At 68.2% G+C, this 26,776-nt stretch carries 23 protein-coding genes and 1 tRNA gene; 13 read left to right on the top strand and 11 right to left on the bottom strand.

Features of this window, described 5'->3' with window-relative positions:
* Positions 1-116 precede the first annotated feature (116 nt).
* From gltX to folC, 6 genes are read right to left on the bottom strand one after another with little or no spacing between them, the layout of a single operon-like run.
* Entirely contained in the window at positions 117-1,517 is a 1,401-nt protein-coding gene (gene gltX / locus ACPP3B_RS10605; protein WP_424858961.1) for a glutamate--tRNA ligase, read from the bottom strand.
* Positions 1,518-1,527: 10 nt separating this feature from the next.
* A complete protein-coding gene (locus tag ACPP3B_RS10600) occupies positions 1,528-2,766 on the bottom strand; it encodes an O-succinylhomoserine sulfhydrylase (protein ID WP_299019575.1) in 1,239 nt (412 codons plus the stop codon).
* Positions 2,767-2,768: 2 nt separating this feature from the next.
* Positions 2,769-4,283, bottom strand: coding sequence for an amidophosphoribosyltransferase (purF, locus tag ACPP3B_RS10595; protein ID WP_424858960.1), 1,515 nt, complete (start codon positions 4,281-4,283; stop codon positions 2,769-2,771).
* Between the two features lie 17 nt (positions 4,284-4,300).
* A complete protein-coding gene (locus ACPP3B_RS10590; RefSeq protein ID WP_424858959.1) occupies positions 4,301-4,786 on the bottom strand; it encodes a CvpA family protein in 486 nt (161 codons plus the stop codon).
* Positions 4,787-4,789: 3 nt separating this feature from the next.
* On the bottom strand, positions 4,790-5,455 hold the full coding sequence (locus ACPP3B_RS10585; RefSeq protein WP_424858958.1) for an SPOR domain-containing protein: 666 nt from the start codon (positions 5,453-5,455) through the stop codon (positions 4,790-4,792).
* Positions 5,456-5,495: 40 nt separating this feature from the next.
* Positions 5,496-6,842 carry a bifunctional tetrahydrofolate synthase/dihydrofolate synthase gene (gene folC, locus ACPP3B_RS10580; RefSeq protein ID WP_424858957.1) on the bottom strand — a complete coding sequence of 449 codons (1,347 nt, stop codon included), beginning with the start codon at positions 6,840-6,842 and terminating at the stop codon, positions 5,496-5,498.
* A gap of 113 nt (positions 6,843-6,955) precedes the next feature.
* Here folC and ppc point away from each other — a divergent pair, with 113 nt between their 5' ends.
* The 4 genes from ppc to argG are packed head-to-tail and all read left to right on the top strand — an operon-like array spanning position 6,956 to position 11,891.
* Positions 6,956-9,775: a phosphoenolpyruvate carboxylase gene (ppc, locus tag ACPP3B_RS10575; protein WP_424858956.1), complete on the top strand. Its 2,820-nt coding sequence runs from the start codon at positions 6,956-6,958 to the stop codon at positions 9,773-9,775.
* 21 nt (positions 9,776-9,796) lie between these two features.
* Positions 9,797-10,144: an ArsC family reductase gene (locus ACPP3B_RS10570; protein ID WP_424858955.1), complete on the top strand. Its 348-nt coding sequence runs from the start codon at positions 9,797-9,799 to the stop codon at positions 10,142-10,144.
* Positions 10,145-10,187: 43 nt separating this feature from the next.
* Complete coding sequence (locus ACPP3B_RS10565) at positions 10,188-10,514, top strand: pyrimidine/purine nucleoside phosphorylase (protein WP_424858954.1); 327 nt, start codon at positions 10,188-10,190, stop codon at positions 10,512-10,514.
* Between the two features lie 51 nt (positions 10,515-10,565).
* The gene (gene argG / locus ACPP3B_RS10560; protein ID WP_424858953.1) at positions 10,566-11,891 is read left to right on the top strand and encodes an argininosuccinate synthase; all 1,326 of its coding nucleotides are present in this window, start codon (positions 10,566-10,568) and stop codon (positions 11,889-11,891) included.
* Between the two features lie 13 nt (positions 11,892-11,904).
* On the opposite strand, the gene ACPP3B_RS10555 is transcribed toward argG, so the two are convergent.
* Positions 11,905-12,945, bottom strand: coding sequence for an alpha/beta hydrolase (locus tag ACPP3B_RS10555; protein WP_424858952.1), 1,041 nt, complete (start codon positions 12,943-12,945; stop codon positions 11,905-11,907).
* Positions 12,946-13,071: 126 nt separating this feature from the next.
* Between ACPP3B_RS10555 and ACPP3B_RS10550 the strand changes: the two genes are divergently transcribed.
* Positions 13,072-13,533, top strand: a complete 462-nt coding sequence (locus ACPP3B_RS10550; RefSeq protein ID WP_299021248.1) for a hypothetical protein — start codon at positions 13,072-13,074, stop codon at positions 13,531-13,533.
* Between the two features lie 3 nt (positions 13,534-13,536).
* Here ACPP3B_RS10550 and murB read toward each other — a convergent pair whose 3' ends face one another.
* Positions 13,537-14,592 (bottom strand): UDP-N-acetylmuramate dehydrogenase, encoded by a 1,056-nt coding sequence (gene murB / locus ACPP3B_RS10545; RefSeq protein WP_424858951.1) that lies wholly within the window; start codon positions 14,590-14,592, stop codon positions 13,537-13,539.
* 47 nt (positions 14,593-14,639) lie between these two features.
* On the opposite strand from murB, the gene ACPP3B_RS10540 reads away from it, so the two are divergent.
* Together ACPP3B_RS10540 and ACPP3B_RS10535 are read left to right on the top strand one after the other, a co-directional pair.
* Positions 14,640-15,125, top strand: coding sequence for a YajQ family cyclic di-GMP-binding protein (locus ACPP3B_RS10540; protein ID WP_299021253.1), 486 nt, complete (start codon positions 14,640-14,642; stop codon positions 15,123-15,125).
* Positions 15,126-15,154: 29 nt separating this feature from the next.
* Positions 15,155-16,096, top strand: a complete 942-nt coding sequence (locus tag ACPP3B_RS10535; RefSeq protein ID WP_424858950.1) for an HD-GYP domain-containing protein — start codon at positions 15,155-15,157, stop codon at positions 16,094-16,096.
* 10 nt (positions 16,097-16,106) lie between these two features.
* On the opposite strand, the gene plsY is transcribed toward ACPP3B_RS10535, so the two are convergent.
* From plsY to ACPP3B_RS10520, 3 genes are all read right to left on the bottom strand, one after another.
* On the bottom strand, positions 16,107-16,748 hold the full coding sequence (plsY, locus tag ACPP3B_RS10530; protein ID WP_424860183.1) for a glycerol-3-phosphate 1-O-acyltransferase PlsY: 642 nt from the start codon (positions 16,746-16,748) through the stop codon (positions 16,107-16,109).
* Positions 16,749-16,843: 95 nt separating this feature from the next.
* On the bottom strand, positions 16,844-17,911 hold the full coding sequence (locus ACPP3B_RS10525; RefSeq protein ID WP_424858949.1) for an aldo/keto reductase: 1,068 nt from the start codon (positions 17,909-17,911) through the stop codon (positions 16,844-16,846).
* Positions 17,912-17,961: 50 nt separating this feature from the next.
* On the bottom strand, positions 17,962-19,728 hold the full coding sequence (locus ACPP3B_RS10520; RefSeq protein ID WP_424858948.1) for an acyl-CoA synthetase: 1,767 nt from the start codon (positions 19,726-19,728) through the stop codon (positions 17,962-17,964).
* Between the two features lie 38 nt (positions 19,729-19,766).
* On the opposite strand from ACPP3B_RS10520, the gene ACPP3B_RS10515 reads away from it, so the two are divergent.
* The 6 genes from ACPP3B_RS10515 (at position 19,767) to ACPP3B_RS10490 (ending at position 26,773) form a co-directional block, all read left to right on the top strand.
* A complete protein-coding gene (locus tag ACPP3B_RS10515; protein WP_424858947.1) occupies positions 19,767-20,777 on the top strand; it encodes an alpha/beta fold hydrolase in 1,011 nt (336 codons plus the stop codon).
* 1 nt (position 20,778) lies between these two features.
* Positions 20,779-21,657, top strand: a complete 879-nt coding sequence (locus ACPP3B_RS10510) for a DMT family transporter (RefSeq protein ID WP_299019768.1) — start codon at positions 20,779-20,781, stop codon at positions 21,655-21,657.
* A 112-nt stretch (positions 21,658-21,769) separates the two neighbouring features.
* A protein-coding gene (prfB, locus tag ACPP3B_RS10505) for a peptide chain release factor 2 (protein WP_299019770.1) occupies positions 21,770-22,874 on the top strand; the annotation gives its coding sequence in 2 pieces (ribosomal slippage) (positions 21,770-21,850 and positions 21,852-22,874; 1,104 coding nt in all).
* Positions 22,875-22,901: 27 nt separating this feature from the next.
* Entirely contained in the window at positions 22,902-25,565 is a 2,664-nt protein-coding gene (pepN, locus tag ACPP3B_RS10500) for an aminopeptidase N (protein ID WP_424858946.1), read from the top strand.
* Positions 25,566-25,592: 27 nt separating this feature from the next.
* Positions 25,593-26,627, top strand: a complete 1,035-nt coding sequence (locus ACPP3B_RS10495) for a class 1 fructose-bisphosphatase (RefSeq protein WP_299019773.1) — start codon at positions 25,593-25,595, stop codon at positions 26,625-26,627.
* A 70-nt stretch (positions 26,628-26,697) separates the two neighbouring features.
* Positions 26,698-26,773, top strand: a tRNA-Thr gene (locus ACPP3B_RS10490).
* Positions 26,774-26,776: the final 3 nt, after the last annotated feature.

Here is a 26,776-nt window from a genome sequence, read left to right as displayed (position 1 = left end):
CACTTGTTGCGAATTGGCATCGAGTGTCGTGCGCTGTCGAGACCAGAATTATAGACACAAATTTGACCGCTTTCTGGCACCCAGCACAAAAAGCACGCACGTGCCGCCCAACCCGGTCAGACCGCCAGCCGCGCCAGCACGTCCTCGCGCCGGTGCAGCGCCAGCACGGCGTCGAGCGACGGGGTTTGGGGTGTGCCCATCACGAGCACGCGCACCGGCATGGCCAGTTGCGGCATCTTCAGACCATGCGCGGCGAGCGTCGCCTTGATCGCCGCGCCGATGCCGGCCGCATCCCACGGCGCATCGTTCAAGCGCTGGCGCAGCTCTGCCAGCGCCGGGCGCACCGCGTCGGTGACGTGCTGGGCCAGGTCCTCGGCGCGCGGCGTGGGTGCCGCGTAGTAGGGCTGCGCCCAGTCCGCCAAGGCCACCGTGGTATCACAGCGGTCTTTGAACAGGCCACAGATGGCCGGCAGGCGCTCATCGGCGGTCAAGCCCCGGCGCGCCAGTTGTTGCGCCACCAACGGGGCGAGCCGATCGTTGGCGGTCATCTTCATGTGCTGGGCGTTGACCCAGCGCAGCTTGGCCTCGTCGAACTGCGCGGCGCTGCGGCCCAGGTGGTCGAGGTCGAACCATTGCAAAAACTGTTCGCGCGTGAAGATCTCGTCGTCGCCGTGGCTCCAGCCCAGGCGCGCCAGGTAGTTGATCATGGCGTCGGGCAAAAAGCCAGCGTCGCGGTACCAGGTCACGGGCTTGGCGCCGTGGCGCTTGCTCATTTTCTCGCCCTGCTCGTTGAGCACGGTGGGCAGATGCGCGTACACCGGCGGCTCGTACCCTAACGCGCGGATGATGTTGATCTGGCGCGGGGTGTTGTTGACGTGGTCGTCGCCGCGGATGACGTGCGTGATGCGCATGTCGATATCGTCGACCACCACGCAAAAGTTGTAGGTGGGCGTGCCGATCTCGCCCAGCGGGGCCTGGCGCGCGATCACCAGGTCGTCGAGCTCGTCGTTGCGAATCTCGATGCGGCCTTTGACCTTGTCGTCCCAAACCACACTGCCCGTGGTGGGATTTTTGAAGCGAATGACCGGCAACACTCCGGAGGGCACGGGCGGCAGGGTCTTGCCCGGCTCCGGGCGCCAGGTGCCATCGTAGCGGGGCTTGAGCTTGGCCGCCATCTGGCGCTCGCGCAGCGCCTCCAGCTCCTCGGGCGTCATGTAGCAGTGGTAGGCCAGCCCGGCCTGTAGCATCTGCGCGATGACCTCGCGGTAGCGCGCCATGCGCTGCATCTGGTAGTACGGGCCTTCGTCCGGGGTCAGGCCCAGCCACGCCATCGCCTCCAGGATGACGTCCACCGCCGCCTGCGTGGAGCGCTCCTGGTCGGTGTCTTCGATGCGCAGGATGAAGTCGCCGCCGTGGGCACGGGCGAAGGCCCACGGGTAGAGCGCCGAGCGGATGTTGCCCAGGTGAATAAAGCCGGTGGGCGATGGGGCAAAACGGGTACGGATACGGGTGGTCATGATGAACGGGTCAGGCCAGCGCGTCGAGGCCACGCGCGAGGTCGGTCACGATGTCGTCGACATGTTCCAGCCCCACGGAGACGCGAATGAGCGCCTGCGAGATGCCCGCGGCCTGGCGCTGCGCCTCGGACAGGCGCCCGTGCGAGGTGCTTGCGGGATGGGAACAGAGGGTTTTCGTGTCGCCGAGGTTGGTCGACAACGACAGGGTCTGCAGCGCGTCGAGCACGGCGAAGGCGCGCGCCCGGCCCTGCTCGGGGCTGGCGGCGTGCACCTCGAAGGCGACGATGGCCCCGCCGCAGCCGGACTGCTGCCGCAAGGCCAGCGCGTGCTGCGGGTGGGAGGGCAGCCCGGGATAGTGCACGCGCGCCACGGCCGGATGGGCCTGCAGCCACTGCGCCAGGCGCAGCGCGGTGGCGCTTTGGGCCTGCATGCGCAGGTGCAGCGTCTCCAGCCCCTTGAGCACGACCCAGGCATTGAAGGGCGCCAGCGTCATGCCGGCACTGCGCAGGACCGGTAAAAACGCCTCCTGTACCAGCGCCGCGCGGGCGCACAAGGCACCGGCCATGACGCGGCCCTGCCCGTCGAGGTATTTGGTGCCGGAGTGCACGACGATGTCGGCGCCCAGCGCCGCGGGGCGCTGCAGCGCGGGGGTGGCAAAGCAGTTGTCCACCGCCAGCAGCGCCCCAGCGCGATGCGCGATGTCGGCCAGTGCCGCGATGTCGCACACCTCGGTCAGCGGGTTGGTGGGTGTCTCGGCCAGCAGCAGCCGGGTCTGCGGGCGCAGCGCGGCGCGCCAGGCGTCCAGGTCGGTTTGTGGCACGAACGTGCTGTGCACCCCGAATTTCGCCAAGTCCGTGCCGATCAATTTGATCGTGGCCCCGAACATCGACTGCGAGCACACCACGTGGTCACCCGCCTTGAGCAGTCCCAGGCACAGCATGAGGATGGCCGCCATGCCGGAGGACGTGGCGATGGCGGCCTCGGTGCCTTCCAGCGCCGCCAGCCGCTGCTCGAAGCTCGCCGTGGTGGGGTTGCCGTAGCGGGCGTAGGTGTAGCCCTCCTCGTCCCCGGCAAAACGGGCGGCCGCGGCCTCGGCGCTGGGCTGCACGAAGCCACTGGTCAAAAACAGCGCCTCGCTGTTTTCGCCATACGGGGTGCGCGGCGACGCCACCCGCACCGCCGCCGTTTCGGGATGCCACGCGGGGGCTGGCGCGGCGTCCTTCGCGGGTCCCGGGGGTGGGTGGTCCATGCTCATCCCTCCTGCGCGTTGGGCAGCGCCAGCCGCGAGGTCTCGGCGTCCTCATCCGTGGCGTCGCGGGCACACTGGCGCGGGGCGTTCATGGCGGCCACCGACTCCAGGGTGACGTCACCCGTGATGTACACGCCGTCGAAACACGACGCCTCGAACCCGCGCAGCGCGGGATTGAGCGCCGCCACTGCGCGCTTCATCGCGTCCACGTCCTGGTAGATCAGGGCGTCGCAGCCAATGATCTGGCGGATTTCCTCGACGGTGCGGCCATGGGCCACCAGCTCCTGCTGGGTGGGAATGTCGATGCCATAGACGTTGGGGTAACGCACGGGCGGTGCGGCACTGGCCAGAAAGACGCGATGCGCCCCCGCCTCGCGCGCCATCTGTACGATCTCGCGGCTGGTGGTGCCGCGCACGATCGAGTCGTCCACCAACAGCACGTTGCGGCCCGCGAACTCGCTGGCAATCACGTTGAGCTTTTGCCGCACCGACTTCTTGCGCACCGCCTGCCCGGGCATGATGAAGGTGCGTCCGACGTAGCGGTTTTTGACGAACCCTTCGCGGTACGGGCGCCCGATGAGGCGCGCCACTTCCATCGCCGCCGGGCGGCTGGACTCGGGGATGGGGATGACGACGTCGATGTCCGTCGGCGGCACGGTGGAGATGACGCGCGTGGCCAGCGCCTCGCCCATGTTCAGCCGCGCCTGGTAGACCGAGATGCCATCGATGACCGAGTCGGGGCGTGCCAGATAGACGAATTCGAAGATGCACGGGTGATGCGACGGCGCGTCCGCGCACTGGCGCGCCACGATCTGCCCATCCAGGCCGATGAAGACCGCCTCGCCCGGTGCCACGTCGCGCTCGAAGCGATGCCCGGTGCCTTCGAGTGCGACCGATTCGCTGGCGACCATGACCGTGCCATCCGCCCCCCGCCCCAGGCACAACGGGCGAATGCCGTGCGGATCGCGAAACGCCAGCATCCCATGCCCGGCGATGAGCGCCACCACGGCGTACGAGCCACGCACGCGCCGGTGCACGGCGGCCACGGCCGCAAACACGTCATCGACCTGCAGCGGCACCCCGCGCGTGGCGCGCTCCAGCTCATGCGCCAGCACGTTGAGCAGCACCTCGGAGTCGCTCTCCGTGTTGATGTGGCGGTGATCGACCCGCGCCAACTCTTCCTTGAGGACGTGGGCATTGGTCAGGTTGCCGTTGTGCGCGAGCACCAGGCCAAAGGGGGCGTTGACGTAGAACGGCTGGGCCTCCTCCTCGCTGGCGGCATTGCCGGCCGTGGGATAGCGCACCTGCCCCAGACCACTGGTGCCGGGCAACGCCCGCATGTTGCGCGTGCGAAAGACATCGCGCACCATGCCTTTGGCCTTGTGCATGAAAAATTTGTGCCCCAACTGGGTCACGATGCCAGCGGCATCCTGCCCGCGGTGCTGCAACAGCAGCAACGCATCGTAGATGAGCTGATTGACCGGCTGGGTGCTGACCACCCCAACGATGCCACACATGGATTTTCGTCCTCGCTCTACGGAAAATAGACCGCCACCGGATCGGGCACGAGCGGCTTGAGCACGCCCAGCGCACGCTCTAGCCAGCGCGGCCCCTGCGCCTCGCGCCAGGCAGCAGCGTCAGCCCAGGGCGTCTGCCACACCAGCAACGCGGCCGCCAACAACAGCACTGCCCCGCGCAACACGCCAAACAGCCCCCCGAGCGCCCGGTCCACCGGCCGCAGCCCCACCGCCTGCGCGCCCTGCCGGGCGAGCGTTGCCAGTGCCCCTCCGGCAAAAGCGGTGAGCACGAACAGCACCGCGAAGCCCGCCGCGTACCGCAGCGGCTCGCCCCAGTCTGAAACAGGCAGCCACGCCGCTGCCTCCAGCGCCCAGCGATGCGCAACCACGAAGGCGGCCAGCCACGCAAGTACCGACAAGACCTCGTACAGCAACCCACGCCACAGCCCCAGCCCGACCGAGGCCGCCAGCACCGTCAACAACATGACATCGACGGCAGCCATGACTCAAAGCGTCAACACCGCCGCCGGCAGACCCAGACCCTTGACCTTTTCGGCCGCTTTTTCGGCCTCGGCGCGGCTGTCGAAGGGGCCGACCCGCACCCGGATGCGTTTGCCCTCGGGGGTTTCGGCCACGTGGATGTACGTCTTGAGGCCCGCGCGCTCCAGGCGCTGGCGCACCTCTTGGGCGCGTGCCGGGTCGGCGAACGCACCCACCTGCACCACGACGCGGACCTTGGCAGCGGCATCCGCCTGCGGACGCGCCGGCGCCGCAGCAGCCGGGGAAGGTGCCGCCGGCGGCGAGGCGGGTGCATGGTCGGCGACCGGGGCCGGGCGTTCGACCCGCTCGGCGGGGGGTGTGGATGCTACAGGTGCGGGGGGCGGCGCCTCGGCCGCCGCGGGAGGTGGTGCCGCCTCGACACGCGGCGCCGGAGGCGGCAGCAGCGGCGCCGCGTGACGGGACGGAATCTCGATGGCGATGTCCACCGGCACTGGCCGCGGCTGCGATTCGAGCAGCCAGGGCAGCCCGATCACCGCTGCCAGCACCAAAATGGTGGCTCCGATGAGGCGTTGCCGCGCGCGGCGGCGCAGGGCCTCGACCGACAACGGCGCCGCCGCGCCCCCGCCCGCGGAAGGGGACGATACGTGGGAGCCGGAACGGTGTGCAAACATGCGTCAGAGGCGGTGATGGTGGGAACCGAGTGCGAGCGCGTCAGGGCTGCAGGTGCTTCGCGCCCAGGCGCGGCAACCCGTGCTGAAACACGCCGCCCACCGTGTAGAAGGACCCGAATACCACGATTCTACCCGCGGGGTCCGCCGTCGCCAGCGCGGCCTGCAGCGCCGCCTGCGGGTCGGGGTGGATGTGGGCGACGGCATCGCGGCGCCGCGTCGTGGCATGCCACAGCGCAGCCAAGTCGGTCGCCCGCGCAGCCCGCGTCGTGGGCAGATCGCAAAAATGCCAGGCGTCGATGAGGGCGTCGAGCCGCTCGAGCATGGGCCGCACGTCCTTGTCGGCCATGGCGCCAAACACCGCCAGCGTCTGGGGATAAAAACCCATGGCGTCCAGGTTTTCGGCCAAGGCCGCCGCCGCGTGCGGGTTGTGCGCCACGTCCAGCACCAGCACCGGCTGTCCCGGCACGATCTGAAAACGCCCGGGCCACTCCACGCTGGCCAGCCCCTGCCGTACCGCCTGTGCCGCCACCGGCAGGCGTGCATGCAGCGCCTCCAGCACCGCCAGCACGCCCGACGCATTGACCAACTGGTTCACCCCGCGCAGCGCAGGATAGGCCAGCCCCGCATAGCGGCGCGCCCTGCCCTGCCAATTCCATTGCTGCCGGTCCCCGCCCTGGCGAAAATCGCGCCCGGCCAGCCACAGGTCCGCACCGACTTCGAGCGCGCGCTCGACCACGCTGCGCGGCGGCGCGGGGTCGGACACCACCGCGGGGCGCCCCGTGCGCAGAATGCCCGCTTTTTCGACACCGATCGCCTCGCGGTTGGGCCCCAGGTATTCCATGTGATCCAGATCGACGCTGGTGATGACGGCGCAGTCGGCGTCCCAGACGTTGACGGCGTCGAGCCGCCCACCCATGCCGACCTCCAGGATCAACACGTCCGGATCGCGGGCCAGCAACGCGTGCACGAGCGCCAGCGTGGTGAACTCGAAGTAGCTCAGCACGACCGGCTCGCCCGCCGACCGCGCCGCCTCCACGGCGGCAAACGACGGCACCAAATCGGCATCCGCCATCGGCACCCCACCGAGCCGCGCGCGCTCGGCAAAATGCACGAGATGCGGCGACGTGTAGAGCGCGGTGCGGTAGCCGGCGGCACGGTAGATGGCCTCCAGCATGGCGCAGGTCGAACCCTTGCCGTTGGTGCCGGCCACCGTGATGACGGGACAGCGCGGCTGCACCGCGGCCCCGAGCCGGCGCGCCACGGTCTGCACGCGCTCTAGGCCCAGCGCGATGCGCTGGCCATGCAGCCGCTCCAGGTGGGCCAGCCAGTCGGCGAGCGTGGCCGCCTCGGACGAGGGTGGGAAGTGGGGGTCGGATGGTGCCGTCATGACCGATCGCTGCGGTAAAAACCACATTGTGCAACGCAGCGCCGCGATGCGGCGGTTCCCGACACGGCAAAATGGCGCTTGCCACCGTACCAACTCTTCACCACCGAACGGACATGGCCCGCCACGCCGACTCTCCGCCCGCCAAAGACCAACCGTTGATCGACGACATTCGCCTGTTGGGCCGACTGCTCGGTGACGTCATCCGCGAGCATGAAGGCGAGGACACCTTCGCGCTCATCGAGCGCATCCGGCAGCTGTCGGTGGCGTTTCGGCGCCATGCCGACACACGCGCCGACCGTGAACTCAAGCGCCTGCTGCACGCCCTGAGCGACGCACAAGCGGTCAGCGTGATTCGCGCCTTCACCTATTTCAGTCACCTGGCCAACCTGGCCGAAGACCGGCACCACATCCGCCGACGCGAGGTGCACGAGCGCGCTGGGCACATCCAGCCCGGCAGTCTGGACCACACGTGGCAGCGACTGCGCCGCGCGGCCATCGGGGGCGACACCATCGCCGAGACGCTGCGCCAGGGCCTGGTGTCACCGGTGCTGACCGCGCATCCGACCGAAGTGCAGCGTGCCAGCATCCGCGAGGCGGAAGGCGACATCGCCCGCCTGCTGGCGCAGCGCGACGCGATCCGCGCACGCGCCCTTGCCGCTGGCAGCCGCCACGGAGACCGCGTCAGCGAGCGCGAGCTGGCCGCCAACGAAGCGCTGCTACGCGCGCGCATCACGCAACTGTGGCACACGCGGCTGCTGCGTTTTACCAAGCTGACGGTGGCCGACGAGATCAACAACGCGCTGGCCTACCACGAACGCACCTTCATCCCAGAGGTGCCGCGCCTGTACGGTGATATCGAGACCGCGCTTGGCGGCACACCGGTGGCACCGTTTTTGCGCCTGGGCCACTGGATCGGCGGCGACCGAGACGGCAACCCCCACGTCAACGCCGACACGCTGTGGCTGGCGTTGCAGCGCCAGTCGGACGTCATCCTGCGCCACTACCTGCGCGAAGTGCACGCACTGGGCGCGGAGCTGTCCCTGTCGGCCATGCTGCTGCCCGCACCCGCAGCGCTACAAGCCCTGGCCGAGGCGTCGCCCGACACCAACGAGCACCGGCGTGACGAGCCGTACCGACGCGCCCTGATCGGCCTGTACGCCCGGCTGGCAGCCACACTGACGGCGCTCAGCGGCGGGGTGGCGGCGCGCCATGCGGTCGCGCCGCAAAACCCGTATCCCGATGCAGCGGCCTTTTTGGCCGACCTGCGCGTCATCGAGGCCGCGCTCATCGAGCAGGGCTGCGCGGCCTTGATCGAGCCGCGCCTCAAACCCTTGATCCGTGCCGTGGAGGTGTTTGGTTTTCACCTGGCCACGCTGGACCTGCGGCAGAGCTCCGACCAGCATGAGGTGGCTGTGGCCGAGCTGCTGGCGCGCGCGCGCATCGCGCCGGACTATTCCACCCTGGATGAGGGGGGCAAGCAGCGCCTGCTGCTGCAGGTGCTGGCCGACCCGCGCCCGCTGCAAATCCCCGACGCCGCCTACAGCGCCGTCACCGAGCGCGAGCTGGCCATCTTCCGCGCCGCACGGGAGGCGCGCCGCCGCTACGGCGCAGCCGCCATCCGCCATGCCATCATCAGCCACACCGAAGCGGTGAGCGACCTGCTCGAGGTGCTGGTGCTGCAAAAAGAAGCCGGCCTGCTGCACGGCCAGTGGGGCGAGGACGCGCGCGCCGAGCTGATCGTCGTGCCCCTGTTCGAGACCATCGAAGACCTGGAGCAAGCACCGCGCATCATGGCGGAATACGTCGCGCTGCCCGGCGTGGCCGCGCTGGTCCACGCCGGCGGTCCACTGGAGTACGGCGAGCAAGAGATCATGCTCGGCTACTCCGACAGCAACAAGGATGGCGGGATCTTTACCAGCAACTGGTCGCTCTACCAGGCCGAGGTGGCGCTAGCGGGGCTGTTCGACCGGCTGTCGGCCGAACACGGTTGGCCGCTGCGGCTGCGCCTGTTCCACGGCCGCGGTGGCACGGTGGGGCGCGGCGGCGGCCCCAGTTACGAGGCCATCCTGGCGCAGCCCGCCGGTACGGTGCGCGGGCAAATCCGGCTCACCGAACAAGGCGAGGTGATCGGCTCCAAATACGCCAACCCCGACATTGGGCGGCGCAACCTCGAGACGTTGGTGGCCGCCACGCTGGAGGCCACGCTGCTGCCACCGCGTCGGCCGGTGCCGGCGCGCTTCCTGCGGGCCGCGCAAGCGCTGTCGCAGGCCAGCCGCGCCGCCTACCGGGCGCTGGTGTACGAAACCCCGGGGTTTGCCGACTATTTCTTCCACGCCACGCCGATTCGCGAAATCGCCGAGCTCCACATCGGCTCGCGCCCCGCATCGCGCAAAGCCACCCAGCGCATCGAAGACCTGCGCGCCATCCCTTGGGTTTTTAGCTGGGGACAATGTCGGCTGACGCTGCCGGGCTGGTACGGCTTCGGCAGCGGTGTGGCCGCACTCGAGGCCGACCTAGGGTGCGACGCTGCGCACGCGCTGCTGCGCGAGATGCACGCGCGCTGGCCCTTCTTTGCCACGCTGCTGAGCAACATCGACATGGTGCTGGCCAAGAGCGATCTGGCGCTGGGTGCCCTCTATGCCGAGCTGGTGCCCGACGCCCGGCTGCGCCGGCGCGTCTTTAGTGCCATCGAAGCCGAATGGCACCGCACGCACGCCGCGCTGCGAACCATCACTGGGCACGAACAGCGGCTGGCCACCAACCCCGCGCTGGCGCGCTCGATCGAGCACCGCTTTCCGTATATCGACCCGCTGCACCATCTGCAGGTGGAACTCATCCGCCGCTACCGAGCCGGCCGACAGGACGAAAAGGTCAAACGTGGCATCCACCTGTCGATCAACGGCATCGCCGCGGGCCTGCGCAACACCGGCTGACGCTGCGGTAGGATCGGCGCCATGATCGAGATGTATGGCATCCCCAACTGCACGACAGTCAAAAAGGCCCGGGCGTGGCTCGACGAGCGTGGGATCGCTTATCGATTTCACGACTTCAAAAAAGACGGGCTCCCGGTGGCCCGCCTGGACGCGTGGCTGGCGGCACTGGGCTGGGAAGCGCTGCTCAACCGCCGCGGCACCACATGGCGCCAGCTCGACGAGGCCACCCGCGCCGCCGTGGTCGACGCGGCCAGCGCCCGCGCGCTGATGCTGGCGCGGCCCAGCGTCATCCGCCGCCCCGTGGTCGAGTGGGGCAGCGAGCGCATCACGGTCGGTTTCGATCCCGACGGCTGGCCCCTGCCCCGCTGACCCGCCGCTCATGGCTGGCGGCAACGCCTACAATCGGGCGGTTATGAACGCCATCACCGACACCCTCGACGGCGCCGCCGTGACCACGCGCGCCAATGTCTATTTCGACGGCAAGTGCGTCAGCCACACCGTCACGCTGGCCGACGGCACGCGCAAATCGGTCGGGGTCATCCTGCCCTCGACCCTGACCTTCGGCACGGGCGCCCCGGAAATCATGGAAGGCGTGGCCGGCCACTGCGAAGTCCTGCTGCCGGGCGAGACCGCGTGGCGGCGCTACGGGCCCGGAGAGCGCTTCGCCGTGCCGGGCCAGGCTCAGTTCCAGATTCGCGTCGACGGTGAGCCCTACCACTACATCTGCCATTTCCGCTGAGATCGTTCCTGCGATCGTCCCTGCCTCTGACCCTGCCTGTCGTCCACTCTCATGTCCACCATCCTGCAAAGCCTGCCCGTCGGCCAGAAGGTCGGCATCGCGTTTTCCGGCGGCCTCGACACGAGCGCCGCGCTGCTGTGGATGCGCCAAAAGGGTGCCATCCCCTACGCCTACACCGCCAACCTGGGCCAGCCCGATGAGCCCGACTACGACGCCATCCCGCAGCGCGCGCTGGCCTACGGCGCGGAAAAGGCCCGGCTGGTGGACTGCCGAGCCCAACTGGCCGCTGAAGGGCTGGCCGCCCTGCAGTGCGGGGCGTTTCACATCAGCACCGCGGGGCTGACCTACTTCAACACCACCCCGATCGGGCGCGCGGTCACCGGCACCATGCTGGTGGCGGCGATGAAGGAAGACGACGTCCACATCTGGGGCGACGGCAGTACCTTCAAGGGCAACGACATCGAGCGCTTTTACCGCTACGGCCTGCTGACCAACCCGCAGTTGCAGATCTACAAGCCCTGGCTGGACCAGACCTTCATCGACGAGTTGGGCGGGCGCAAAGAAATGTCGGAGTTTCTGATCCGCCACGGCTTCGACTACAAGATGTCGGTGGAGAAAGCCTACAGCACCGACAGCAACATGCTGGGCGCCACGCACGAGGCCAAAGACCTCGAACACCTCGACGCCAGTATCCGTATCGTCAACCCGATCATGGGCGTGCCCTTCTGGCGCGAAGACTGCGCCATCGCGCCCGAAGAAGTCACCGTGCGCTTCGAGGAAGGGCGACCGGTGGCACTCAACGGCCGCGAATACCCGGACTTGGTCGAGCTGTTCCTGGAGGCCAACCGGATTGGCGGTCGCCACGGCCTGGGCATGAGCGACCAGATCGAAAACCGCATCATCGAGGCCAAGAGCCGTGGCATCTATGAAGCCCCGGGCATGGCGTTGCTGTTCATTGCCTACGAGCGCCTGGTCACAGGGATTCACAACGAAGACACCATCGAGCAGTACCGCGACAACGGCCGCAAGCTGGGCCGGCTGCTCTATCAGGGCCGTTGGTTCGACCCGCAGGCCATCATGCTGCGCGAGGCAGCCCAGCGCTGGGTGGCACGCGCCATCACGGGCGAGGTGACGCTGGAGCTGCGCCGCGGCAACGATTACTCGATCCTGAACACCGAAAGCCCCAACCTGACCTACCACCCAGAGCGCCTGACGATGGAAAAAGGCGCCTCGGTGTTCAGCCCGCGCGATCGCATCGGACAACTGACGCTGCGCAACCTGGACATCAGCGACACGCGCGACAAACTGAGCATCTACACGCAGGCGGGCTTGCTGGCCATCGGCCAGGACGGCGATCTGCTCAAACTCGGCCGTTGAACGACCAGAGGTGTCAATGCCCCTCGCGTGCCCAGCGCACGATGCGCTCGGCCAGGCGCGACGTGGTGCCGGGCGAGCGGATTTCGCCCGCCAGCACGTGCTGCTCGGGGTCGGTGCTGTCTTCCACCGCCTCCATCACTTTGACGGGGCTGCCCAGGCGCACGAAAACGCTAGCCGTCTGCTGCGGGTCGACCGTGCGGTCGCGCGAGCTGAACAGCACCAGCACCGGCGTGCGCACCGCGGCCCAGTCGCCCGCGCGCACGCGCTCGACCAGCGCCATCATTGGCAGCAGCGCCTGCACCGGATAGACGCGGGTCCAGCCCGCCTCGATGCGAGGGTCGTCGGCCGGCTTGCCCACCGTGCCGCCCGTGATCGCCTGCGCGATCTGCGCGCCCCACGGGCCGGTCAGCCACTCGGTGCGCTTGTCCTGCGGGCCAAAGTTGGGTGAAATCCACACCTGCCGCTCGATCGGCACCCCGGCCGCATCGGGGCGCTGTGCCAGCCATGCCCCCAACGTTGCGCCGGTGGAGGTGCCGATGAGCAGCACGCGCTCGCCGATGGCATGACCGATGCGCACCCCCTCCACCGCGTCGGCGAGCCAGTCTTGCGGCGTGGCCTGCGCCAGCGCCTCGGCGGGCAGACCATGGCCGGTCAGACGCGTGTGAAACAGGTTGGCACCCAGGGCGCGTGCCACTTCCTCGGCCAGGGGCTGCGTCTCCACCCGCGTGGCCGTGAAGCCATGCAGATAGACCACCGCCCACGGCGTGCGCTGGCCGCGTGGCCCGTGCCAGACGACTCCCTTGGCCGCCCCAGGGCGCAGCCCCGCGTGTGCGGCCTCCTGCGCGGCCAGCCAATCGTCCAACTGCGCCAGCGCCACCGGCGGCTGCGGCCGCGGTGCCGGTTCGTCGGGGCCGTAGGCATAGCGAGGCCCAGCGAACCAGGCCAGCATCCCCAGCACGACCAGTAGCGCCAGCGCCCCTGCGAGTCGGTGCCGCACCCTGCCCGCCACTGCCGCAGGCAGATCCTGTTTCTGTTTCAGCTCTCGTTGCGCCATGGTCGCTACTGTAACCAGCCGTAACAAACTTTTCTCGTTGCAAGAAACCCTTGGCGACGGCAATGCGTTCCCCAAAAATGCCATCGACGTCATCCGAATCCCGCACTCACTACCGGAACCGCTCTCATGTGGATACAAGCACCGCTCGACGCCTCGCAAATCGACCTGATCAACCGCCTGCAAGCGGGCGTCGTGCCGTCGCCGACTTACCCGCTCACCTGCCCCAACGCGAAGGACGGTCAGCACGCCTTCGCTGCCGGCTACGTCGGGGTTTTGGTGGCACAGCGCCGCGGACTGGTGTGCCCCACCTGCGGGCACACCCAATCTTGGCTGCCGGCCTCGGTGTTGGCGTGCACCCAGCGTGAACCACTCGCCGCCGCCGGCAACCAGCGGCAGCGGATGGAACGAGCCCGCCAGCGCGCGATCGCGGATTTTTCCGCTCTGCTCAGGCAAGGCTATTTGAGCGCGCAGTCCATGGTCGAATCGCTGCAGAGCGCCTCGCTGCCCGTCGACGACGGGCACTTGGCTGCCTCCCACGCGCCAGACGACCCGACCCGCGTGCCAGCACTGGCCGCGTTGGCCGCCTGAGCGTCACCCGACCACGACCGGCTCCGGCTCGAGCCGGATGCCGAAGCGCTCGTAGACGCTGGTCTGAATCAGGCGCGCCAGCGTCATCACCTCGCCGCCCGTGCACGGGTGCTCGGCATCGCCGCGGTTGACCAGCACCAGCGCCTGCTTCTCGTACACGCCGGCGTGGCCGACGGTCTTGCCCTTCCAGCCGCAGGCGTCGATCATCCAGCCGGCGGCCAGTTTGACGGAACCGTCCGGCATCGGGTAGTGCACGACCTTGGGGTCGCGGCCGATGATGTCGGCGCACTGCTCCGGCGTGACGGTGGGGTTTTTGAAAAAGCTGCCCGCGTTGCCCAGGACGGCCGGGTCGGGTAGCTTGGCGCGCCGAATCTCGCACACCCAGTCAAAAATCTGTCGCGGCGTCGGATGGGCGATTCCGGTTTCGAGCACCTTGCGCGCCAGATCCTGATATCCCAGCTCGGGCCGCCACAGTCGCGGCAGCCAGAAGCGCACGCGGGTGATCAGTGCGCGGCCCTTAAGCCCCATGCCGCATGCACCCGCGCGCGCATGCTTGAAGACCGAGTCGCGGTAACCAAACGCGCAGTGCTCGTGCCGCAAGGTCAGGCGCTCGCCAGTCTCCAGGTCGATGGCGTCGAGCGAATGGAAGCGGTCCTGCAGCTCGACCCCATAGGCGCCGATGTTTTGCACCGGTGCCGCCCCCACCGTGCCGGGGATGAGCGCCAGATTCTCCAGCCCCGGCCAACCCTGCGCCAGCGTCCATTCCACGAAGGCGTGCCAGCGCTCACCGGCACCGGCCTCGACCAGCCAGCCACGCTCGTCCTCGCGAAGCAGGCGCCGGCCCGGGATTTCGACCTTGAGCACCAGCTGGCGCAAATCCCCCGTGAGCACGATGTTGCTGCCCCCGCCCAGGATAAAGGTCTCCTGCGGCCGCCAATCCGGATGGCGCACCAGGGCCAACACGTCGTCTTCGCTGCGGATGCGCGCCAGGCGGTGCGCGCGCGCCGCGATGCCGAACGTATTGAGGGGCTGCAACGGCACGTGGTTCTCGACTACCATGCACGGATTGTCGCAAACCCGCTTGCCTGATCCCAAGGACCCCATCCATGCCGTCGTTCGATACCGTGCTCGAACCCAACCTGGTCGAAGTCAAAAACGCCGTCGAGCAGACCCAACGCGAAATCGGTACCCGTTTCGATTTCAAGGGCTCCAGCGCCGCCGTGGAACTCAAGGACCACGACATCACCATCACCGCCGACAGCGACTTCCAGCGCCAGCAGGTAGAAGACATCCTGCGCGCCAAACTGGCCAAGCGCAACGTCGATGTGCGCTTTCTGGACCCTGGAAAAGTCGAGAAGATCGGCGGCGACCGCGTCAAGCAAGTCTTGCGCGTGCGCAGCGGCATCGCCACCGAGGACGCGAAAAAAATCCAGCAGCTCATCAAGGGCAGCAAGCTCAAGGTGCAAGCCGCCATCCAAGGCGACGCGGTACGCGTCAGTGGCGCCAAGCGTGACGATCTGCAGACTGCCATCGCGCTCATTCGCAAGGAGATGGCGGAGCTGCCGTTGAGCTTTACCAACTTCCGCGACTGACCCCAGCGCGCCGCCCCGCAGGAGTCGCCATGGCGCTGACCGCCGCACCCGATCCCGCCTACGATGCGATGCCGGACTGGATGGCCCGCTGGACGGGGCTGGAAACCCAGCTCGCCGCACTACTGGCCGCCCCGCAGCAATACCCCGATCTGACCCAGCGGCTGGAGCGGCTGCTGGGTGAGGCACAAAAGCGGCTTGCGCTCGACGAGGACGCGACGCTGTACTGGCTGTTCCAGCTCACGGCATCGACCACGGTGGGCTACAGCGCCGCGCATGCGATGGCCTGCTGGGCCATGTGCCGGCTGCTCGCCCCCGTCGTTGGCCTGCCGGCGCCCGAGCGTGATGCGCTGGAGCGCGCCGCGCTGACCATGAACATCGGCATGACCCGGCTGCAGGATGCGCTGGTCGCCCAGCCCACGCCCCCCACGCCCGAGCAGCGCGCGCTCATCGACACCCACGCGGCGCGAGGGGCCCAGTGGCTGCGCGAATGCGGGGTGCGCGATCCGCGCTGGCTCGACATCGTCGAGCAGCACCACGAACCCGACAGCACCGACCCCGCGGTGCGCCTGCTGCAGCGCATGGACCGCTACACCGCACTACTGAGCCCGCGGGAGACACGCCCCGGACGCGATGTCACCGAATCCGCCCGCGTGCTGCTGGTCCGCCCTGAAGGACAGCTCGACGAGATCGGGCGCGCGCTGGTGCAGACGCTGGGCATCTGCCCGCCCGGCACCTACGTGCGCCTCGCCGATGGGCGCGTCGCCGTGGTGCTGCGCCGCAGCGGCGCACCGAGCGAGCCGTGGGTCAGCGCCGTCCTCGACGCCGACGGGCACCCGGTGCTCGAGCCCGAGCTCATCGACACCCGCCAAGAGGCGACCGCCATCGAGGCGAGCGTACCCAGCAGTGCCGTGCGGGTTCGGCTGGACCACCCAAGGCTGCTGCAACTGTCGCGCCTGGCGCTGCGGCGCTGAGGCGCGCCGATCAGCGACCGGCGCCAGACTTCTTGCTGCCGATCTTGCTTTCTTGCCCCGCCAGCAGGCGCTGGATATTGCCCATGTGGCGCCACAGCAGCAGCAGACTCATGACCGCCACCGCCAAACCCACCGGTGCCTGCACCGTCCACGCCACGCCGTCACCAAACCAGTAGTACAACGGCGCAAAAACCGCCGCGACGATGGCTGCCAGCGAGGAATAACGGAAAAATACCGCGATCAGGATCCAACTCGCGATCACCGCCAGCCCCAACCACGGCTCGAATGCCAGCAGCACACCGGCTGCCGTGGCCACGCCTTTGCCGCCCCGGAAGCGGAAGAACACCGGGAACAAATGCCCGAGAAATGCCGCCAGGCCGACGGCTGCCAGCGTCCCGCCCCCCAGCCCCCAGGCGCTACCCCACTGGGCGATGCACCACACGGGCAGCCAGCCCTTGAAAGCATCGAGCAGCAACGTCAGCGCCGCCGCCACCTTGTTGCCCGAGCGCAACACGTTGGTGGCGCCCGGATTTTTGCTGCCGTAGGTGCGGGGGTCGCTCAGTCCCATGAGGCGGCTGACCACCACGGCAAAGGACAGCGACCCCACCAAATAGGCCAATAGCACCGCCACCAGCGGCGCCAGAACAGGGATTCCCTCAGACACGCCTCATCTCCTGCGGACCGTCGTCGGTATCGGTCCGTGCGCGCGATTGTGCCAGCGTCGGCGGCGACCGCCGCTGCACCCGCTCACTGCGCCGGGTCGCGTATCTCCCAGCGAATGCGGTCGATCGCCTCCAGCAGCTCGGGCGACAGGGTCACGTCCCACGCGTCCAGGCAGGCGTCGAGCTGGGCCAGCGACGTCACACCGATGATGGTGCTGGCCACGCGCCAGTTGTGGTAGCAAAACGCCAGCGCCAGTTGCGTGGGGGTGAGCCCATGCTCGCGCGCCAGCGCGTTGTAGCGGCGCGCTGCGGTCAGCGCCTCCGGGCGCCCCCAGCGTTGCTTGCGCATGCTCTCGAACAACGCCATGCGCCCCTGCGGCGGCCCTGCGTGCACCAGCCCGGTGTCGTCGTATTTGCCCGTCAGCAATCCAAAACCCAGCGGCGAGTAAGCCAGCAGCCCGACACCCAAGCGGTAGCAGGTCTCATCCAGGCCGTTCTCGTAACTGCGGTTGATGAGGCAATACGGGTTTTGCACCGTCGCCACGCGCGGCAGGCCGTGCTGCTCGGCCAGACGCACGAACTCGTGCACGCCGTAGGGCGTTTCGTTGGACAGGCCCACGGCCCGCACCTTGCCCGCGCGCACCAAGGTGTCGAGTGCCTCGAGCTGCTCCTGGATGCTGGCACAAGGCTTGTCCTTGGCCGGATCGAACGAGAGCACGCCAAACATCGGCACATGGCGCGCTGGCCAGTGGATCTGGTACAGGTCGATCCAGTCGGTGCGCAGGCGGCGCAGGCTGCCCTCGCAGGCGGTGATGATCTCGGCCTTGGTCAGGCCGGCGTCGTCGCCCCGGATCCACGGCATGCCGCGCGAGGGCCCCGCCACCTTGGTGGCCAGCACGATGCGCTGGCGCACGCCGGGCCGCGCCGCCAGCCAGCGGCCGATGATGGTCTCGGTCGCGCCGTAGGTCTCGGCACGCGCGGGCACCGAGTACATCTCGGCGGTGTCGATGAAATCCACACCGCGTGCCAGCGCGTGGTCCAGGATGGCGTGCGCGTCGGCTTCGGCCACCTGTTCGCCGAAGGTCATCGTGCCGAGACAGATACGATTGACCGACAAGCCACTGGTGCCGAGAGAGACATGGGGTAAGGTCATGGTGTGGTCAGGCTCCTAAGAAAACGATCGCTGAGCGCGGATGGCGCCCATCAAGGCTTCGCTGCGGCCCGTTCCAGTTCACGCTGGCGCAGCACGAGGCGCTGCACCTTGCCCGTGGTGGTCATGGGCAGGGCGTCGATGAACTCGACGGCTTTCGGGTACTCGTAGGGTGCCAATTGGCCCTTGACGTGCGCCTGCAACTCGGCCAGCAGCGGGGCATCGAACTCGGTGGTGGGATCGGCGCAGCGCTCGCGTCGAGCCGCCCAGTCGGGCGTGAGCACGATGTAGGCTTTGACCACGTTGCCGCGCTCCGGATCGGGCTGGGGCACGACGGCCACGTTGGCCACCGACGGGTGCTTGAGCAGGCAGTTTTCGATCTCGCCCGGGCCAATGCGGTAACCGGCGGACTTGAAGACGTCGTCGGCCCGCCCCTGGTACCAGAAATAGCCGTCGGCGTCCTGCACGGCCAAGTCCCCGGTGCGACACCAACTGTCGAGCGGGTCGCCGGTGTATTTGGCGCGCGTGGCGGCGTCATTGCCCCAGTAGCCCAGAAAGAACACCGGATCCAGCTCACCGTGCACGTCGCGCCGGTGCACCGCCACTTCGCCCAGCGTGCCGCAGGGCACGGGCTGTCCATCGTCGCCCAGCACGGCGACGCGGTGTCCCGGGTAGGCACGGCCCATGCTACCCGGGCGGGCCGGCCACAAGCGCGCACAGTTGCCCACCACGTAGTTGATCTCGGTCTGACCGAACATCTCGTTGACGGTCACGCCCAACTGCTCGCGGCAGTAGGCGAACACCGCATCCCCCACCGCCTCGCCCGCACTCATGATGGCCTGCAGGCGCAGGCGGTAGCGGCGCCGGGGCTCGGGCACCGCCTTCATCATGGCCTTGAGTGCGGTCGGGAACAAAAAGGTGTGCGTGACGCGGTGGCGCTCGAGCAGAGCAAACGCCTGCAGCGGATCGAAACGCCCATGCCACGCGACGATGGGCCGCCCAAAGTACAGCGTCGGCAGCAGCGCGTCCATCAGCCCCCCAGTCCAGGCCCAGTCCGCTGGGCTCCAGAAGATGGCCTGGCTGCGTTGGCGCGGATCGGCGGGGTCGAAGCCAAACCAGTTTTGGCTACAGACGAAGCCGCTGAGGTTGCCGATGAGCGCGCGATGGGGAATGAGGGCACCCTTGGGGTTGCCGGTGGTGCCACTGGTGTAGATGAGGATGGCAGGGTCATCGGCGGCGGTCTCGACGAGGGCGAAGTCGGCCCGCAGGCCGTCGCGCGCGTGCGGCCAGTCGATGGCCTCCGGATCGAATGCCCCCGTCAGCCCCACCACGTGGCGCAGCGCCGGGCAGCGGGGGCGCACCGCCATCACGCCGGGGCCCGTGGCGTCGTCCACCAGCGCCACCACGGCTGCACTGTCCTGCAAGCGGTACTCCAGCGCCTCCGGCCCGAACAGCTGCGACAGCGGCACCGCCACCGCGCCCAGCTGCAGCACGGCCAGGTAGGCCACCGCCGTCTCGAACCGCTGCGGCAACACGATGGCCACCCGGTCGCCGCGGCGCACGCCCAGCAGCCGCAGGGCATGCGACAAGCGGTTGGCCTCGCTGGCCAAATCGGCAAAGGTATGGCGGCGCGGCTGCGTCAGGTCCGGCCCGTCTTCGATGATGGCGGGCTGCTGCGCCTGCTCGGGATCCTCCGCCCAGCGCCGCACGCACACCTGCGCGATGTTGAAGCTCGCTGGCACGTGCCAACGAAAGGTGGTGTAGAGCACCGGGTAGGAGTCGGGCACCGCGTGGCGACTGTCGTGCACTTGACTGGGCATGGCGTGTCTCCCCCGTCGTCTTGGGAATAATGCTGGGAATGTACCAAGTTCAACGCCGCTCGCGCAGCACGTTCGTGACTGTGCGTGACCAACGCTATCACCTGCGCGAATGGGGGGAGCCCGACCCGGCACGCCCGCCGCTGTGGCTGCTGCATGGCTGGATGGACGTCTCGGCCTCGTGGCAGTTCGTCGTCGATGCGCTGGCCACCGAGCGCCATTGCATCGCACCGGACTGGCGCGGCTTTGGCCTGACACGCGCGGCGCACCTCGCCGGACAAACCGTAGCCCCACCCCCCTACGGCAACGCGGACCACTACCTGTTTGCCGACTACTTGGCCGATCTCGACTTCTTGATCGAGCGCATCAACGCCCGCCTGGGGCGCGCACCGGATGCCCCGATCGACCTGGTCGGCCACAGCATGGGCGGAAACGTGGCCATGCTCTACGCGGGTGTGCGCCCGGCGCGGGTGCGACGCCTGGTCAATCTGGAGGGATTTGGCCTGCCCGCCACCCGACCCGAGCAGGCCCCGCGGCGCTACGCGGCGTGGATGGACGAGCTGCACCAACTGGCGCGCGGCGAACTCACGCTCAAAACCTACACCGGCCTCGATGGCGTGGCCCGGCGCCTGATGAAAACCAACCGCCGCCTACCCGAAGACCGGGCGCGCTGGCTGGCCAGCCACTGGGCACGCCCGCTCGATCCGGCACGCCCGGAGGGCGACTGGGTCATCCTGGGCGACGTGGCACACAAGGTGCGCAGCAGCCATCTCTACCGGGTGGACGAGGTGCTGGCGATCTACGCCGCCATCACGGCCCCCGTGCTGGCGGTCGAAGCCAGCGATGACAGCCTGGCACAGTGGTTCCCGCGGGGCGAACACTCGCTGGCGGAGTACCACCGGCGTCTGCAGTCCGTGCCGCGCTGCCGCATCGCGCGCGTGGACGACGCCGGACACATGCTGCACCACGACCAACCACGGCAGGTGGCCACGCTGTTCGAGGCCCACCTCGACGCGGCCGACGACGCCATCGGCGCCGGTGGAGGCGCGTGACATGGCGGCTTCTACCTGGAAAACCGACCTGCTCATGCTGCTCACCGCGGCAATCTGGGGCTCGACCTTCGTGGCGCAACAGCTGGGCATGGATAGTGTCGGCCCCTTCACCTACACCGCTGCGCGTCTGATGTTGGGGCTGGCGCTGATCGCGCCGCTGTGGTGGTGGCGCGGCGGCCCGTTTGCCGCCGTGCCGCGCATCGACAGCACCGGGTTGTGGCGTGACGGCGCGCTGCTGGGCCTGGTGCTGTTTGCCGCCATCAACCTGCAGCAAGTCGGCCTGCTGGGCACCACCGTCTCGAACGCGGGCTTCATCACGGGCCTGTACGTGGTGCTGGTGCCCATCTTGATGCGCTTGTTGGGCCAGCCAGTCGGCCTGCCCGTGTGGCTGGCCGTGGCGCTGGCGACTGCGGGGCTGTACTTCCTGTCCGTCAAGCCCGACGCCACGATTGCGCCGGGGGATTGGCTGCAGCTCATCAGCGCCGGCCTGTGGGCGGTGCACGTACTGCTGGTTAGCCATTGGGCGCGCCGCCACGACGCCATCCGCCTGTCGGTGGTGCAATACGCGGTGGCAGGCGCACTGTCGTGGGTGGCTGCCGTGGGGCGCGACGAGCCGATCGCCTTGGACGCATTGCTGGGCGCGGCGGGCGCCATCGCGTGGGGCGGCATTCTGTCGATCGGCATCGCCTACACCCTGCAGGTCGTCGCCCAGCGCTCGGCCAAAGCCTCGCACGCGGCGGTCATCTACAGCAGCGAAGGGGTCTTCGCCGCCATCGGCGGCTGGTGGATCCTAGGCGAGGCCATCGGCTGGCGCGGCTGGGGCGGCGCGGCGCTCATCGTGGCGGGCATGCTGTTGGCGCAGCTGGGTCGGCGCCACTGAGGCCGGCGCCGGCACTCGCCACCGGGCCGGGGCACGCGGCGGGCGCGCCCCCGTGCGAAAATGGAGGGTTGGAAAAATCCGCTCAAAGAAACGCACGCAGAAAGCCTTGCCCATGGAAGCCGAACGCCTCAACGCCCTGTCCCACCGACTGCAAGATCTGACGCAGCGCGTCGCCGACCTCCGGAGGTTTCTTTGACTACGATGCCAAGGCGCTGAAGCTCTCCGAGGTCAACGCCGCGCTGGAGGATCCCACCGTCTGGAACGACCCCAAGCGCGCGCAGGAATTGGCCAAGGAGAAAAAGTCGCTCGAAGACGTCGTGCTGGTGCTCGACCGGCTGGCACAGGATTTGGCCGACAATACCGAGTTGTTCGAGATGTCGCGCGCCGAGGACGACGACGCGGGCCTGGAGACCATCGAGGCCGACGTCGAGCGCATCGCGCCCGAGGTCGAGCGGCTGGAGTTCCGCCGCATGTTCAACAACCCGGCGGACCCCAACAACTGCTTCATCGACATCCAAGCCGGCGCGGGCGGCACCGAGGCCTGCGACTGGGCGCAAATGCTGCTGCGCCAGTACCTGCGCTATGCCGAGCGCAAGGGCTTCAAAGCCACGGTCGAAGACGAGCAGCCCGGCGACACCGCCGGCATCAAGAGCGCCACCATCAAGGTCGAGGGCGACTATGCCTTTGGCCTGCTGCGCACCGAAACCGGCGTGCATCGCCTGGTGCGCAAATCGCCCTTCGACTCCTCGGGTGGGCGCCACACCTCGTTTGCCTCGGTGTTCGTCTATCCGGAAATCGACGACTCGATCGAGGTCGAGATCAACCCCGCCGACGTGCGCGTGGACACCTACCGCGCCAGCGGCGCGGGTGGCCAGCACATCAACAAGACCGACTCGGCCGTTCGACTGACGCACATCCCCACCGGCATCGTGGTGACGGCGCAGGACAGCCGCAGCCAGCATTCCAACCGTGACTTGGCGTGGCAGCGGCTGCGCTCCAAGCTCTACGAGCTGGAAATGCGCAAGCGCATGGAAACCCAGCAGCAGCTCGAAGCCACCAAGACCGATGTCGGCTGGGGGCATCAGATCCGCTCTTACGTGCTGGACCAAAGCCGCATCAAGGATTTGCGCACCAACGTCGAAGTCTCCAACACCCAGAAAGTGCTGGACGGCGATCTCGACGTCTTCATCGAAGCCTCGCTCAAGCAAGGCGTCTGACCCCGGCAAGCCCTACAGGATGACACCATGACCGCTGCCCGCGAAGGCTCCCCCCGCATCGTCCGCCGCGAAGACTATACCCCTCCGGCGTACTGGATCGACTCGGTCGACCTGACGTTCGACCTCGACCCGGCCAAGACGCGTGTGCTCAACCGCATGCGCGTGCGCCGCAACCCGGATCTGCCCCCGCAGCCGCTGCGCCTCGACGGCGAAGACCTCAACTTGGCGCGCGTGCTCGTCAACGGCCAGGGCACCAGCTTCAAGTTCGATGGCACGCAGCTCGTGCTGGAAAACCTGCCTGCCGGGCCCGAGCCGTTCGAGCTCGAAATCTTCACCACCTGCTGTCCCGAAAAAAACACCCAGCTCATGGGGCTGTACGTCAGCCAGGGCACGTTTTTCACCCAGTGCGAGGCCGAAGGCTTCCGACGCATCACCTACTTCCTGGATCGGCCCGACGTCATGGCCACCTACACCGTGACGCTGCGCGCCGACAAGGTGCGCTACCCCGTGCTGCTGTCCAACGGCAACCTGGTGGAGCAAGGCGAGCTCGACGACGGCCGCCACTGGGCGCGCTGGGTCGACCCGCACCGCAAGCCGTGCTATCTGTTTGCGCTGGTGGCGGGCAACCTGGTCTGCCGCAGCCAGCCCATCCGCAGCCGCAGCGGCACCGACCACCTGCTGCAGATTTACGTACGCCCAGCCGACCTGGATAAAACCGAGCACGCCATGCACTCGCTCATGGCCGCCATCGCCTGGGACGAGACGCGCTTTGGCCTGCCGTTGGACTTGGAGCGCTTCATGATCGTCGCCACCAGCGACTTCAACATGGGCGCGATGGAGAACAAGGGTCTCAACATCTTCAACACCAAGTACGTGCTGGCCAACCCGGCGACGGCCACCGACGCGGATTATGCCCACATCGAGTCGGTGGTGGCCCACGAATACTTCCACAACTGGACCGGCAACCGCGTCACGTGCCGCGACTGGTTTCAGCTCAGCCTCAAGGAAGGCCTGACCGTTTTTCGCGACCAAGAGTTCAGCCAGGACATGGCAGGCAGCCCCTCGGCGCGCGCGGTGCGCCGCATCGAGGACGTGCGCGTGCTGCGCACGGTGCAGTTCCCTGAGGACGCCGGCCCCATGGCACACCCGGTGCGGCCCGACCAGTACGCCGAGATCAATAATTTCTACACCGTGACGGTGTACGAAAAAGGCGCCGAAGTGGTGCGCATGATGCAAACACTCGTCGGGGGCGAGGGTTTTGCCCGGGGGCTGAACTTGTACTTCGAGCGCCACGACGGCCAGGCCGTGACCTGCGACGACTTTGCCCAGGCGATGGCCGACGCCAACCCCGGCAGCGAGTTGGCAAGGCTGCTGGAGCCGTTCAAGCGCTGGTACAGCCAAGCCGGCACCCCGCGGGTACACGTCAGCAGCGACTACGACCCCGCCGCGCGCACCTACACCCTGACGCTGCGCCAGAGCTGCCCGCCCACGCCGGGGCAGCCCGACAAACTGCCCTTCGTCATCCCCGTGGCGATGGGCTTGCTGGACCACCAGGGGCACACACTGCCCGGCACCGAACGCCTGATCGTGCTGCACGAACCCGAGACGCGCGTGGTCTTCGAAGGGGTGGATACAGCGCCCATCGCCTCGCTGCTGCGGGGCTTTAGCGCACCGGTCATTCTGGAGCACGCGCTGACCGACGACGAGCTGCGCGTGCTGCTGGCACACGACACCGACCCCTTCAACCGCTGGGAAGCCGGCCAGCAGCTGCTGTTGCGCCGCGCCCTGGCGGCCGTGCGCGCCGGCGGCCCCGTGCACGAGCCGCTGGACGCTGCCACCGTGCAGGCCATGCGCGACGTGCTGCGCCACCCGGCGCTGGATGCCGCGTTCAAGGAACTCGTCCTCACGCCCCCAGCAGAGACCTACATCGCCGAACAGCTCGACGAGGTCGATCCGCAGCGCATCCACGCGGTGCGCGAGGCCATGCGCCAGCAACTGGCGCACGCGCTGCACGAGGACTGGATGTGGGCTTTCGAGGCGCACCGCGACAACGGTGCGTACCGGCCCGACCCCGTCTCGGCCGGACGCCGCGCCCTGGCAGGGTTGGCCCTGCACATGCTGTGCCTGGCGGCGCGCGACAACGGCAACCCCGTCTGGCCGGGCAAGACCTACCAGCGCTTCAAGGACGCCACCAACATGACCGACCGTTACCAGGCGCTGTCGGCCTTGGTGCATGCGGGGCACGAACTGGCCGCGCCAGCGCTGGAGCGCTTCCACACGCTGTTCCAGCACGAAGAACTGGTACTGGACAAATGGTTTGCGCTGCAAGCCAGCGCGCCCGACCGCAACGGCGACGCGCTGCCGCGCGTGCAGGCGCTGCTGCACCACCCCGACTTCCATCTGCGCAACCCCAACCGTGCGCGTAGCCTCATCAGCACCTACTGCCACGCCAACCCAGCGGGTTTCCACCGTGCCGATGGTGCGGGCTATGCGTTCTGGCGCGAGCGCGTGCTGGAGATCGATGCCTTCAACCCGCAGGTGGCGGCCCGCCTGGCGCGCGCGCTCGACCGCTGGCGCAAACTGGCCGAACCGTACCGCAGCGCGGCGCGCCAAGCCATCGAGGCCGTGGCCGAGCACCCGTCGCTCAGCACCGACGTGCGCGAGGTCGTCACGCGCGCCCTGGCCGACTGAACCACTGTCCCCGTTGGAGTCTGTGACATGAGCGAATCCCGCGTCTCCCTCACCCGCTACCTGATCGAGCAGCAGCGCGTGCACGGCACCATCACGCCGGAGCTGCGGCTGCTGCTGGAGGTGGTGGCACGCGCCTGCAAGCGCATCGCGATCGCCGTCGGCAAGGGTGCCTTGGGCGGCGTGCTGGGCAGCGCTGGCAGCGAAAACATCCAGGGCGAGGTCCAAAAAAAGCTCGATGTCATCGCCAACGAGGTGCTCATCGAAGCCAACGAATGGGGCGGGCACTTGGCGGCCATGGCGTCCGAGGAGCTCGACGGCATCCACCCCATCCCCAACCGTTACCCGCAGGGTGAATACCTGCTGTTGTTCGACCCGCTCGATGGCTCCAGCAACATCGACTGCAACGTCAGCATCGGCACCATCTTTTCGGTGCTGCGGCGCGTGCACGAGGATCCCACCGTCGTCGATCCGGTATGCGAAGCGGACTTCTTGCAGCCAGGCCGACAGCAGGTGGCGGCGGGCTACTGCATCTACGGGCCGCAGACGACGCTGGTGCTCACGGTGGGCAATGGCGTAGCGTTGTTTACTCTCGACCGCGAACAGGGCGCCTGGGTGCTCACGCAAGACCAGGTGCGCATCCCCGAGGACACACAAGAGTTTGCCATCAACATGAGCAACTGGCGCCACTGGGCCCCGCCCGTGCGGCGCTATATCGAAGAGTGTCTGGCCGGCAAAGAAGGCCCACGCGGCAAGGATTTCAATATGCGCTGGATCGCCTCCATGGTGGCCGACGTGCACCGCATCCTCTCGCGCGGCGGGGTGTTCATGTACCCGTGGGACAAGCGCGAGCCAACCAAGCCGGGCAAACTGCGCCTGATGTACGAGGCCAACCCCATGGGCTGGATCGTCGAGCAGGCTGGCGGCGCGGCCACCGACGGACGCCGCCGCATCCTCGACATCGTCCCGCGCAGCCTGCACGAGCGTGTGGCCGTCATCCTCGGCTCGAAAAACGAAGTCGAGCGCATCACGCGCTACCACCTGGAAGAGAACCCACCCGCCTGACCACCTGCCCGACGTCGCGCTATAATTTGGGTTTCGCGATACTTCTGGCACCCAGCCCGAAAGTCGCCCTGCCGCAATAGCTCAGCTGGTAGAGCAACTGATTCGTAATCAGTAGGTCGGAGGTTCGAATCCTCTTTGCGGCACCAATC

Source organism: Tepidimonas sp. HKU77 (assembly GCF_049728535.1).
Classification (GTDB): Bacteria; Pseudomonadota; Gammaproteobacteria; order Burkholderiales; family Burkholderiaceae_C; genus Tepidimonas.
Note: the sequence above shows the minus strand (reverse complement) of the source record. Positions and strands in the feature narration are given on the sequence as shown.